The 12,197-nt window shown below is 46.2% G+C and carries 9 protein-coding genes; 4 read left to right on the top strand and 5 right to left on the bottom strand.

Going from position 1 to position 12,197, the window contains the following annotated elements; all coding sequences use genetic code 11:
• Positions 1-47 precede the first annotated feature (47 nt).
• On the top strand, positions 48-2,699 hold the full coding sequence (locus LZG73_RS06240; protein WP_233846938.1) for a T9SS type A sorting domain-containing protein: 2,652 nt from the start codon (positions 48-50) through the stop codon (positions 2,697-2,699).
• An 85-nt stretch (positions 2,700-2,784) separates the two neighbouring features.
• On the opposite strand, the gene LZG73_RS06235 is transcribed toward LZG73_RS06240, so the two are convergent.
• From LZG73_RS06235 to LZG73_RS06225, 3 genes are all read right to left on the bottom strand, one after another.
• The gene (locus LZG73_RS06235) at positions 2,785-3,867 is read right to left on the bottom strand and encodes an SDR family oxidoreductase (protein WP_233846937.1); all 1,083 of its coding nucleotides are present in this window, start codon (positions 3,865-3,867) and stop codon (positions 2,785-2,787) included.
• Between the two features lie 218 nt (positions 3,868-4,085).
• Positions 4,086-5,009, bottom strand: a complete 924-nt coding sequence (locus LZG73_RS06230; RefSeq protein ID WP_233846936.1) for an AraC family transcriptional regulator — start codon at positions 5,007-5,009, stop codon at positions 4,086-4,088.
• A 47-nt stretch (positions 5,010-5,056) separates the two neighbouring features.
• Positions 5,057-5,962: an SDR family oxidoreductase gene (locus LZG73_RS06225; RefSeq protein ID WP_233846935.1), complete on the bottom strand. Its 906-nt coding sequence runs from the start codon at positions 5,960-5,962 to the stop codon at positions 5,057-5,059.
• Positions 5,963-6,225: 263 nt separating this feature from the next.
• On the opposite strand from LZG73_RS06225, the gene LZG73_RS06220 reads away from it, so the two are divergent.
• The 3 genes from LZG73_RS06220 to LZG73_RS06210 all read left to right on the top strand — a co-directional run bounded on the left by LZG73_RS06220 (position 6,226) and on the right by LZG73_RS06210 (position 9,131).
• Complete coding sequence (locus LZG73_RS06220) at positions 6,226-7,563, top strand: DUF4998 domain-containing protein (RefSeq protein ID WP_233846934.1); 1,338 nt, start codon at positions 6,226-6,228, stop codon at positions 7,561-7,563.
• 54 nt (positions 7,564-7,617) lie between these two features.
• Complete coding sequence (locus LZG73_RS06215; RefSeq protein WP_233846933.1) at positions 7,618-7,977, top strand: hypothetical protein; 360 nt, start codon at positions 7,618-7,620, stop codon at positions 7,975-7,977.
• 131 nt (positions 7,978-8,108) lie between these two features.
• Positions 8,109-9,131 (top strand): LLM class flavin-dependent oxidoreductase, encoded by a 1,023-nt coding sequence (locus LZG73_RS06210; protein ID WP_233846932.1) that lies wholly within the window; start codon positions 8,109-8,111, stop codon positions 9,129-9,131.
• Between the two features lie 105 nt (positions 9,132-9,236).
• On the opposite strand, the gene LZG73_RS06205 is transcribed toward LZG73_RS06210, so the two are convergent.
• Together LZG73_RS06205 and arsN2 are read right to left on the bottom strand one after the other, a co-directional pair.
• Positions 9,237-11,588 carry an ABC transporter permease gene (locus tag LZG73_RS06205; RefSeq protein WP_233846931.1) on the bottom strand — a complete coding sequence of 784 codons (2,352 nt, stop codon included), beginning with the start codon at positions 11,586-11,588 and terminating at the stop codon, positions 9,237-9,239.
• A 162-nt stretch (positions 11,589-11,750) separates the two neighbouring features.
• The gene (gene arsN2 / locus LZG73_RS06200) at positions 11,751-12,188 is read right to left on the bottom strand and encodes an arsenic resistance N-acetyltransferase ArsN2 (RefSeq protein WP_233846930.1); all 438 of its coding nucleotides are present in this window, start codon (positions 12,186-12,188) and stop codon (positions 11,751-11,753) included.
• Positions 12,189-12,197: the final 9 nt, after the last annotated feature.

Here is a 12,197-nt window from a genome sequence, read left to right as displayed (position 1 = left end):
GACAGAAGCTGTACTTTCCGTAATTCAATTATACTCAGCCTTTTTTCATGAAAAAACTCTACTGCTTTATTGCGTTATTGCTTCCTTTTGCCTCTTTCGCACAATGCCCCACAGGCGACCTGACAATCTTTTCGCAAGCCGAAGTCAATGCCTTTGCCAGCGACTATCCCGGATGTGTCTCCTTGCCGGGAGATTTGTACATTCGGGACCTGTCTGCCAACCCGGACATCACCGATCTCTCCCCACTATCGGTTCTCACCAGTGTTAATGGCGGCATTTACATCGAGGGCATTGGCGGGTTGACGAGCCTGAATGGCCTTCAGAACATTATCTCCGTTGGAGAGGATATTCAGCTTTTAGACAATCCATTGTTGACTGACATTACGGCCCTTTCGAAAATTGCGGATGTGCCAGGCAACCTTGCAATTATTGGGAATGGTTCCCTGACTACATTATCGGCTTTGGAAAATATCACGACCGTCGGAGGTGATCTGGATATTCATACCAATGCAAGCCTGACAACATTGTCTGGTTTAGAAAACATTAAGACTGTGGGAGGTGATCTGGATATTTATTTCAATGAGGCCCTAACCACAATGAGCAGTCTCACGCTGACGTCCGTTGGCGACGACATCTTCATCGAATCCAATCCGCTACTGACCGATTTACAAGGACTTCAAAACATTGTCACACTTGGCGATGAACTTAATATATTGGATAATGAAGCGTTAACGAGCCTTCAAGCTCTTTCGGGTTTTACAAGTTTGAATGATGATCTGGAAATTTCTTCCAATCCTTTGCTGACCAGCTTGGCCGGCCTGGAAAATATTACATCCTACGGCGGCGATTTAAACATCTATGACAACGCATTACTCGCAGATCTTCTTCTGTTTTCCGATATCACAGAGATTGGTGGCGAACTTCGAATTGGCGGAAGTCCTTTATTCACAGATCTAAAAGGATTGGAAAATATCACTTCTGTTGGCAGTCTGTACATTGATGGAAATACTGCACTGACCACTTTGAGTGATCTGACAATATCGAGTGCAGGATCTATTACGATCGAAAATAATGATTTACTAACTGATCTGAACGGCCTTGGAAATATTACGGCATTGCCAGGAGGCTTATCCATAATAAATAATGATGGGCTGACAGACTTAACCGGACTGGCAATAACCTCGGCCGACGAGCAGGTAATCATTGAAAACAACGCTAATCTGTTGACACTACATGGTTTAGAAGGGCTTAGGACTACAAATATTTTGGCAGTTTATCAAAACCCCAAGCTTGTCAGTTTGTACGAACTTACAGATTTAGTGGAAGTTGTTTCTTTGATCATTGCCGATAACAAAACACTGAGCAACATTCAGGCGCTGTCGAACATAACATCTTTGTCCACGCTTCAGATCGTTCTGAACAGCGCGTTGACAGATTTGCAAGGTCTTGAGAACGTTACCACAATAACCGGGCAAATTGCGATTTTGCAAAATGCAGGACTGACCAGTCTTAGAGGGCTGGACGGAGTTACATCGGCTGGCGGCGAATTTTCCGGGGCGCCTGTTGTTATTATTTATGAAAATCCTGACTTAACCGAAATCAGTAATTTATCTGCTTTGACCAATATCGATGGTAGTTTACTAATCTATGGTAATAATTCACTTGCAAGCCTGGTGGGATTAGACAATTTGGAAACCCTTGGGGCTTATTCTACTTTATGGGTTCAAAGCAATCCGGCATTAACAAGTCTGACTGGGATCGGAAAATTTGAGAGCGTTAATATCATCAACATCTCTGGCAATGCACTGCTCAAAGATCTTACGGGGCTGGAAACCTTGGGCGCCGTGATTGATTCTTTGGTAATAACAGACAATGCTGCGCTCACTTCCCTCAAAGGATTGAACAATCTGACAACAATAGGAGGGCACCTGGTTCTGGATTCTAATCCGGAACTCTCCAACTTGAACGATTTAAGTAGCCTGACTTTACTGCAACAGACGCTTGAAATCACCAATAACGCGAAATTGGGCACCTGCGCGGTAGCCGGAATATGCGCTTACCTGAAAAACAGCAGCCCTGATGTTGTTACAATTTCAAACAATGCCTTGGGGTGCAACTCGCAGCAAGAAGTTGAAACCGCATGTGCAAGCTTGCCAGTTACATTGGTGGAGTTCACAGCCTCCAAAAAAGAAAATTTTGTGCAGGTTGGATGGTCTACAAGCAGTGAAATCAATAGCAGTCATTTTGACATTCAGCACAGTCTTAACGGAGGTCAATCGTGGGAAACGCTTGGCCAGGTGCAGGCAAGTAAGGAAAGTTTCGAAGCAAAAAAATACGAGTTTGTCCACCTTAACCCCTCAAAAGGAGAGAATTTATATCGTCTGAAAATGATTGATCTGGACGAAACATTTGCATTCAGCACGATCCGTAATGTAAACATGGATGCGGTCAATGCATTCTCAGTATATCCAAATCCGGTCGGCGATCAGCTCACGGTAGAAGCGGGCAATATAACGTCCGCTGGAAAGGTGCGGATTTACAATGCTGCCGGAAAAGTGCTTATCTCCAAAGACGTCAACTTCTCCGGAAATCCTTACCAGGTAGAAACATCGGCTTTGCCTGCCGGCATTTATACGATCGGGATTGTTAACGGGACGGGTAAAAAACAAGTCCGGAAATTTATCAAGGCGGGACGTTGATGCTTTTTCGCAAAAGATTTTTGATTTCAAGTTTTCCATAAAGTAATGCATTGGGTCCAAGCTCACTTTCGCAAGTAGCTTGGACCTATTTATGTTGTTGCTTCCTTTGTTTTCTCTCCTCCTTCATTCTTTTACGCACACCATCATCAACTCCTGTCCCGGATTCCATGGGCGTCAACACAGCTCCTGAGGTGGCGGGTGCCGGTGGCGCCATTTCTATCTGAGAATGGTGAGCGATGTTGGCTGATATTCTTTCTGTGAAATGAGGGAATATTCGGTGAGAAATGTAAGAGCCCCAGGCCTTCCAGCCCACCGGCAACTCTCTTTTGCGGTGAAGCGACGAAAAGATGATGGCATTAACCACTTTCTCAGGCCCGTCCATTGCGGCCATTCGGGCTGTGCCCCCGCTGTAATTGGCAGCATGTCCCCAAAAAGGTGTATCAACCGCCCAGGGCATAATGGTTACTATCTTGATATTTTTCTTATTTCCGCTCAATCGAATTTCCTGATAAAGCACATTACCCAGCGCTCGCACAGCGGCTTTGGTAGAACCGTACGTGGCGTGATAAGCCAGCGGAACCGCACTTTCAACGGAACCCACATTGATCAGTTTGCCATGACCCTGTGCTTTGAAAAGCTTCATAGCAGCATAGCTTCCATAAACAACACCCTTCAAATTGACGTCAATAAGCTTGGAATAATCTTCAAGCGGAATTTCTTCAAAACGGCCGATTGCTCCCACGCCGGCATCGTTGATCCAGAAGTCGGCCTTACCAAATACGGTTTTTGCCGTATCGGCCAGGCGCTGGATGTCGCGCGGATTGCTTACATCGGTTACCACCACAATAGCCTTCCCGCCAGCGGTTCGTATGCGACCGGCAACTTCTTCAAGCAAATCGCCGCGCCGGGCCGCCAGCACTACATTGGCATGATACTGACCGAGCTGCTCGGCGACGCCCCTTCCAAATCCACTGGACGCACCTGTGATCACAAAAGTTTTCCCAACAAGTTTCCGTTGCCCCGATTTGCTTAGCGGCCTCGTTGCGCAGCTGCTGAATGTGATAGCAAGCAAAACGAGCCACATTAGCCAGTTGTATTGCAAAAGCGAATCGTTCCGGCTGAATGTGCACCACGAAATGGATTTTGATTGTCGTATTGTATTAAGCATAAGTCAAGAAGTAGAAAGAACAGTTTGGATATCGCAGCTGCGCGATGTGATCGCGCAGCGTTTATAAAAAGCGTACCAAATGCTGCAACCGTTCTATTCATGCCGTATGCGATAATCGCAGGGCTAGCTTTTCAGGAAAAATCTTTGTGATTGCCGAGCCATTCCACTTGTGCGACAGGTGTCCGGCTTTATCTTGATTCAAGCTTCGTTTCAACCTTTCAATTGAAAGATTGGCGAAATTCGAGCGGCGAAACGTTGGTCTTCGTTTTGAAAAGTTTACTGAAAGATTGTAAGTGTTCAAAACCCAACTCATAAGCGATCTCGCTCACAGTAAGGCTGGTTGTAGACAGTTTTTCCTTCGCCAAATCAATGAGCCTGTTGTGCAAATGCTGCTGCGTATTCAAACCGGTCAGGGATTTGAGCAAGCTGCTCAGGTAACCTGGTGAAATATTCAGGTTTTCGGCAATGTAGGTGACGCTGGGTAAGCCTTTTTCTGCGAGCGAGCCGCTGTTGAAATAATTGGTCAGCAGGTGTTCCAGTTTAGCCAAAATTTCATGGCTGGCAATCTTGCGGGTGATGAACTGGCGCTGGTAAAACCTTTCAGAATAAGTCAGCAATAATTCGAGCTGTGCAATGATCACACTTTCACTAAACCGATCAATATTGGCATGATACTCTTGCTCGATATTTTCTGCGATGTTTGTCAGCATGTTTTTTTCCTTGTCCGACAGGTAAAGCGCTTCAAAAACCGAATAGTTGAAAAAATCGTATTGTTTAATGGTTTTGGCCAAAGGCGTGTTCCATAAAAAATCAGGGTGGATCAAAATCACCCAGCCTTCCGGTCGGTGTATTGGGCTTGCACTATCGATTTCAACACTAAACACCTGACCCGGCGACATAAAGAATAAAACACCATCGTCGAAATCACAGGCCTGCCGACCGTATTTAAATTTGGTGTTGTATACACTTTTCATTGCGATCGAGTAAAAATCATAGATCACACTGTAAGAGCCTTCTGCGGATAGGCTTTTTGTTTCTTCCATATGCACGATGCTGATCAGCGGGTGCGCTGGTGTAGGCAGGCCTGTTGCCCGATGATACTCGCTGATCGTCTGAAATCGGAAGAGGTTCTTGGTGTTCATGTCGATGGTAAGGCGCGTAATTTTATGATTTAAACAGCTGCAAAATCTTATTTTGTATAAACGCCGTTTTCAATTTCTGTGAGCAAGGCGACGTTCCCCGGATGCCAATTCAATTGCTGCTGCGTCCACTCGCTCGATGCGGGACAGTCGATGGCCGCCATGTGCGAAAACCAGTTAAAATGTTCACTTGCTTCCTGCGCAGGAACGGAAACTACCGGAATATTCAGTTGCTTGCCCAGGGCTTCGGCAATGCTTTTAACGGTGATGGCTTCTTCGGCAGAGGCGTGATATCGGGCAGCCAGTCCATCGGCACCTGGTCCTGCATTTTCCAAGGCTAACCGAAATAAAAGAGCGGCATCGAGCCTGTGAACAGCATTCCAACGATTGCCTCCATCACCGATATAGCCTGACACACCTTTCTCACGGGCAATGTTCACTAATATCGGTATAAATCCTTGTTTGTCATCGTCACCATGCACGGATGGCGACAAGCGAATGACCGCAGTGCGCACGCCTAATGCCGCAACAGCGTCCGCAGCTTGTTCCGAAGCACGCGGCCAGGCCGGGTTAATGGGCGGGATAATGTCTTCCGTGGCCAGTTTTTCGGGACTAACGAGCGCGGAGCCGGAAGTGACTATGAACGGACGGTCGGAACCGGCCAGCACTTTGCCTATGGTTTCAATGGCTATTTTATCAACCTGGCAAACCTCCTCGAACCTGGTAAAGTCGTGGATGAAGCCTGCATGGATCACGCCATCTGCTAGTGCGGCGCCGGTGCGCAGACTTTCAAGATCTTCCAAATCTCCGCGGTGAACTTCTGCACCTGCATCAACTAATTTTTTGGCCGCAGCTTCCGAACGAGCCAGCCCTAACACCTGGTGACCGGCACTTAATAATTCCTGCACAATCGCAGTTCCAATGAAGCCTGTTGCTCCTGTAACAAATACACGCATAACTGATCTTTTTTTGTTTTTACAAAGATCGTTGGCATTTCTCCGCAGCCTTTAGCCAAATCTGCTTTTGATTTAGCCAAAACCTGCAAGCATTCAAACATTCTCACATTTTCTAAGGTCTTGCCAATTCGCGGTGCATGAAGATACGAGATGATTTTTCTTCAAATAACATTCAAATGATTTTACCAATAACTAATTGTATCTTAATCGCAAAATAAGTTACTTAGGGTAACTTTCTGACTGTCACCCCGCTCGCCTGTCAAATGAAAAAAACAGTCTACCTTCTCATTGTAATTTTTGCCTTCATAGCAAGCTGTAAAAAGGATTCTGACGTCACAGAAGCTCAACCGGAGCCCATCGGCGCTGTAACTGCTGCCGAGTTTTTGAAGGGCTTTGACGTTATAGGCGCTGAGGTGATTCGCTTTGATTCTGCCAGTAACATTTATCTTGTAACATTGCCCGACGGATACACGCAGGAAAAAGCCGACGTTCGTTTCTCGCTGCAAGCCAACATTGCGCTGGAAGATAGTTCGGGCAAGCTAATTGATACGCGTGCAGTGCTTTACGATTATCACGGAACCGGACCATTGGTTCTGCAACTAAGGCGTAAAACCGGCGATAGGACATTCCGCTTTCAAGTGTATTTCGGGTTTTCCGGCGTGCCGCAGATTGATCTTTTGGAAAAGCAAGTTCAGGTTTATTCCTATCATACACAGCTTGCCTTGCGCTATGGGACTAATGTTGGGAGCATTCCGTCGGGGCCGGGGAAACCAGGAGCATTGGTCAAAATCTCTGATCCCAAGACAGGGCAAACGATCACGACCATACTCAGCAATCAATATGGAGTCCTGGGCATTAATCCCAACCAAGAGATGACAGATAATCCGATGAATGTCGAGATCACGCTTGAAGGTCAAAAATCTGTGATCTTCGAGGGCGTGAAGTTTCTGAAAGGGAAAGCCGCGATCTATCCAAACCCGACTTATAAGTATCAATTTCTTTACTCAGACAGCATTAAGGTTTATGGCAACGACTTTGTGCCCGGGCGAACATATTCGGTTCGATTTTCTAGTGATTTCCTGGAAAAACCTGTGGTAACGACCGCGCGGATTGCAGATGATCATGCGCTGTATGTTGACAAAATTCCTGCCGATTTACCGGAAGGTTCTTATCTGCTGTCTTTTTATGAAGCTGATAAATTAATTGGAAATAACAGCCTGTTTGTCTCTGATCATGAAAGCAAAGCGATTGAATCAATTTGGAAAGGAGATCTTTATGGTGCAACTGGTCGGAGCATTGACGCTATATCTGTCAGCCGCGGCGAGACTTTTTATGTAAAGTCGTCACCGATGATTTACGGTTATTACGATTCACCCATCGATGCGAAAAAGCTGCCCCAACTCCATCTCACACAGGGAGAAAACACTGTGACGCTCCAACCTGAACTTGTCATATTCGGTTGGGCTATTGCAGGATTAACCATTGGCGTTGGACAATATACGATTCCAGCAAACCTTCCTGCCGGTAACTACGAGGTCCGCGGCCTCTTCGCAGACATGACCGAATCCAAGCCTTACTGGTCAAAGTTGCAGGTGAAGTAGGGGATATGGCAGAAACTTTCAGCTTTAATACTAACACTTCAAATCAAGTCCAACATGAAATCAACCCTATTAACCCTGGCTTTAACGCTTTCATTGATCTCATGCCAGAAGAAGAACAATGTTGAGCCGGATATTATAATCATCAACCCAACGAACGAACTCGTAGGCACAAGCTGGCAGCGAACGCTTAATCCAAATCTTTATAATTATTTGGAATTCAAGACCCATAATGAAGTGGATTTCTTCTCAAACTATAATGGCGAGCAGTCAACCACGCTTACGAGTCCCTACACTTTGAACAGGAAAAACGTAATATACGTTAGTAATGGCTTCAATTATACAGGAGAAATTTCGGGGGATACGATGACTGTAATGGGCACTGCTGGGCCGATGATCTACGTCAAACTTAAATAATTGTGGCTTATGGTCCTATGGTAGTTTACGGAATAGCGATTTGATATTGGATTGCCTCATTATATAGCCAAAACTGGAACTTTTAGGGCTGGATTCACTGTCTAACTTGAAGGGACAATGAAAGAAGCTTTATGAAAAAAGTAGGATTTTTATCTTTTGGGCACTGGTCTAACCACCCGGCGTATAACGCCCGGACGGCGAGCGACACATTGCTTCAAAGCATTGACTTGGCTGTTGCAGCCGAAGAGATTGGTTTGGACGGTGCTTATTTTCGTGTACACCATTTTGCGGCGCAGCTCGCATCGCCTTTTCCATTGCTTTCGGCTGTTGGTGCCAAAACCAGCAAAATCGAAATTGGAACCGGCGTCATTGACATGCGTTATGAAAACCCGATGTATATGGTTGAAGACGCCGGGGCCGCGGACCTCATTTCGGAAGGACGATTGCAATTGGGCGTTAGCAGGGGATCGCCAGAACAAGTGATCGATGGCTGGCGCTATTTCGGATATGAACCCGCTGCGGGAGAAACCGACGCGGAAATGGGTCGACGCAAGGCCTTGGAATTCCTTGAAAAGCTGGAAGGCAAAGGATTCGCGCGGCCAAATCCAAACCCTATGTTTCCGAATCCGCCGGGCTTACTGCGTCTGGAACCATATTCGGAAGGACTGCGGGAGCGTATCTGGTGGGGCGCCGCATCCAATGCAACTGCCGTTTGGGCTGCTGAAAATGGAATGCATCTCCAAAGCTCAACCCTGAAGTACGACGAAAGCGGCAAGCCTTTTCATGTGCAGCAAGCGGAGCAAATCAGGTTGTACCGAGAAGCGTGGAAAAAGGCCGGACATCAGCGCGAAGCTAGGGTTTCCGTAAGTCGGTCGATTTTTGCATTGGTAACCGATCAGGACCGCTATTACTTTGGACAGGAAACAAGTCGCCGCGACAAAATAGGAATGATTGAACAGGACAAGCGCGCGATATTTGGCAGAAGCTATGCTGCGGAACCGGATCAACTGATAAAGGAATTGCTTGAAGATGAAGCAATTCAGGAAGCGGACACGATCCTGTTAACGATTCCAAACACATTGGGAGTAGATTACAATGTGCATGTTTTATCTTCTATTTTGGAACACGTTGCACCCGGCTTGGGATGGCGTTAAATCTTAACTGGGATAGGACGATTTCGTTCTAACTGTAAAAAAGCTGGCTGATTCTACTTCAATGGATCAGCCAGCTTGCTTTTATTAAATTCAACTATCTCATTGTCATTCCGCTTTCAGCGATTTGACTGGATTGACCACGGCGGCTTTGACGCTTTGGAAACTTACCGTGAACAAAGCGATGCATATGGCGATTCCGCCGGCAATCGCAAATATTTCCCACGACAGATCAATGTGATAGACAAAACCTTCGAGCCAATGATTGGTGGCATACCACGTCAGGGGAGTGGAAAGCAGGATGGCTAGCAAGACCAGCTTCACGAAATCTTTGGAAAGCAATGCGACTACACTGGCCACATTGGCGCCCATCACTTTTCTGATTCCAATTTCCTTTGTGCGCTGCTCCGCAGTGAAAGCGGCAAGTCCTAAAAGTCCCAGACAGGAAATGACGATGGCCAGCAATCCAAAGCATTTGATCAATGTGTTAACAACCATTTCTGAGCGATACATTTTTTCATAATCCTGATCGAGGAAGTGGTAAGTGAACGGATAGTCCGGATTCAAACTTTTGGCCACTTTTTCGATATGGGCAAGTGCCTCCCTGGTTTTTCCGGGCCGCGTTCTGATCATCAAATGCTCCGTATTCAGCCCTTTGTAATTGACCAAAATCAATGGCTTGATCGCTTCATGGAAAGTAGAAAGGTGAAAGTCCTTCATTAAACCTACGATCGTTCCTTTGCCCATCCAGAATTTCACCTGCTTGCCGACCGGATCATTCATTTTCATCATTTTGGCAGCGGCTTCGTTAATGATGTAATTCGCCGTGTCGGCCGCGAAATCTTTCGAAAAATCGCGTCCGTCGACCATTTGAATGTTCATTGTTTTTACAAAGTCATAACCAACAAAAGTTGCGTTAACGGTGTTGTCGAGATCTTTGTCGCGGCCTGTCCAGTCAAGATCGCCGGAATTGCTCGTAATGTTGGTTGGAATAGAACCCGTGGAAGTGGCTGCAACCACGAAGGGCGAATTGATTATTTCTTGCCGTGCAACTTCCAATTTATCATTCAGGATACCTTCAATGGGAATGTAGAGCACATTCTCGCGGTCGAGACCCAATCTTTTTGTCTGAATATAGTTCATCTGACGACCAATAACGAGCATGCCGGTGATGAGAAATATGGAAAGCACAAACTGAAAAACAACCAGCCCTTTTCTTAAATAAGCGCCTTTATTGGTAAAAGTAAGACGGCCTTTAAGGATACGAATGGGCTGTAAAGCAGACATGTACAATGCGGGATAACTGCCTGCAACCAAACCTGTGAGCAGCAATAAGGCAATCAGCGAAAGCCACAATGATGGATCTGAAAACGAAAGCGCGATCTGCTTTTGCACAACCTCATTGAAAAACGGCAAGATCGTGATCACAATAACCAAAGCGAGGATGCAAGCGAGAATGCTCACGATCAGGGATTCGCCCAGAAATTGCATCGCCAAATATTTACGCTCCGCACCGACCACTTTGCGCACGCCAACTTCCTTGGCTCTTTTTACGGAACGCGCCGTGGCCAGATTCATGAAATTAACGCACGCAATGAGCAAAATAAATATGGCAACGATGGAGAACACCCGCACATATTCAATGCGGCCGCCGGTGGCTTTAAGGCCTTCATATTCAGAATATAAATGAACATCCCGCAAACTCTGCAACATTGGAAAACTGAGCAGTTGAGGCGGCGCGCTTTTTTTGATAACCTGCTGCATGACTTTCTCCGCGTGCGCTGCATTTGCGTCCGGTGCGAGCAGGGCATAGGTTTTGAAACTGCTGTTTCCCCACCATTTCATCCAATCCTGTTCCTGGACTTTGAAGTTAATGATCCAGTCAAACCGTTCGGTGGAGTTAAGCGGAATGTCTTCGAAAACTGCACTCACAATAAAATTGGTTTGGTTATCAACCTTCATTGTTTTGCCGATTGCATTCATGGAACCGAAATATTTTTCAGCCAGCTTGCGTGAGATGGCGATGGAGGTTGGTTGCGCGATGGCGTTGGCAGCGGTTCCGCTAATAAAAGGCGTATCGAAGACTTTGAAATAATCGCTGGTTGCATAAATCCCGCTTTCCTTCGTCGATTTTTCACCTGCTTTAATGAGCAAGTCACGGTTCCAGGTGATTTTTGTGATCGCTTTAACCTCGGGAACCTGTTTTTCAATGGCTTCCTGCCAGGGTCCGGGTGTTGCCATGCCTGATCCGGTCTGCCCTTTCCAGTCGAAACCCGAGCGCACAAAATGGATCTGGCTCAAATTGGGATAAAAGCGGTTGTAAGAAATTTCATCCTGCACCCACAGCCAGATCAGAAGGCTGCAAGACATTCCGAGCGCGAGCCCGAAAATGTTGATGAAAGAGAAGAGTTTATTTTTCAGCAAACTCCTGACAGCGACTTTGAAGTAATTTTGAAGCATGATCTGATTGTTATAGAAACGTCGGATAGGAACCGGTTTTCAGGCCGTAATTCCAATGCTATCAAAAATATACCAAATTGTATATAGCTATATTTCAAATAGTTACATAGGCTTAGTGTCCGCAAATGAACACGCAGTTTTTCAAATCGAACATTCCGTTTGCTAGGTGACATTTCTATTCATGACAACAGCTGACGACGGACAGAGACCACTGAACTGTCTCGTTTGCTGAATCGCTTCCGGAACTTGCTCGCGGTCGATAGGCGTAAAGCCATATCGGTCAAAATAGCGACCAGCTGTGGTTGTGATCAGATAAACCGCCTGCACACGCTGCTCGTCAGCATTGGCCAAAAGCTGCTCAACCATCCGTCCGGCAATTCCTTTGCCCTGGTGATCAGGATTAACAGCCACCGAACGCAGCAAACCCACTAACCCAAACAATTCAAGTCCCGCTACTCCAACAAGCACCCCGTCTTCTTTGGCCAAAAGAAAATTGGGCAGGCCATCTGGCAAATCCTCAGTAAGAAGATCAGCCTCTTTCAGCAAACGCACAACCAACTCCTTCTCCGCCGGCGCAGCATCATGAATTTCAAGTTTCATCGTGTTTTT

Source organism: Dyadobacter sp. CY326 (assembly GCF_021390515.1).
Taxonomy (GTDB): domain Bacteria; phylum Bacteroidota; class Bacteroidia; order Cytophagales; family Spirosomataceae; genus Dyadobacter.
Note: the sequence above shows the minus strand (reverse complement) of the source record. Positions and strands in the feature narration are given on the sequence as shown.

What these genes read in the sequence shown, in the direction of transcription:
- LZG73_RS06240 (WP_233846938.1), top strand. Translation starts at nt 48, where the DNA reads ATGAAAAAACTCTACTGCTTTATTGCGTTATTGCTTCCTTTTGCCTCT.
- LZG73_RS06235 (WP_233846937.1), bottom strand. Translation starts at nt 3,867, where the DNA reads ATGCTTAATACAATACGACAATCAAAATCCATTTCGTGGTGCACATTC.
- LZG73_RS06230 (WP_233846936.1), bottom strand. Translation starts at nt 5,009, where the DNA reads ATGAACACCAAGAACCTCTTCCGATTTCAGACGATCAGCGAGTATCAT.
- LZG73_RS06225 (WP_233846935.1), bottom strand. Translation starts at nt 5,962, where the DNA reads ATGCGTGTATTTGTTACAGGAGCAACAGGCTTCATTGGAACTGCGATT.
- LZG73_RS06220 (WP_233846934.1), top strand. Translation starts at nt 6,226, where the DNA reads ATGAAAAAAACAGTCTACCTTCTCATTGTAATTTTTGCCTTCATAGCA.
- LZG73_RS06215 (WP_233846933.1), top strand. Translation starts at nt 7,618, where the DNA reads ATGAAATCAACCCTATTAACCCTGGCTTTAACGCTTTCATTGATCTCA.
- LZG73_RS06210 (WP_233846932.1), top strand. Translation starts at nt 8,109, where the DNA reads ATGAAAAAAGTAGGATTTTTATCTTTTGGGCACTGGTCTAACCACCCG.
- LZG73_RS06205 (WP_233846931.1), bottom strand. Translation starts at nt 11,588, where the DNA reads ATGCTTCAAAATTACTTCAAAGTCGCTGTCAGGAGTTTGCTGAAAAAT.
- arsN2 (WP_233846930.1), bottom strand. Translation starts at nt 12,188, where the DNA reads ATGAAACTTGAAATTCATGATGCTGCGCCGGCGGAGAAGGAGTTGGTT.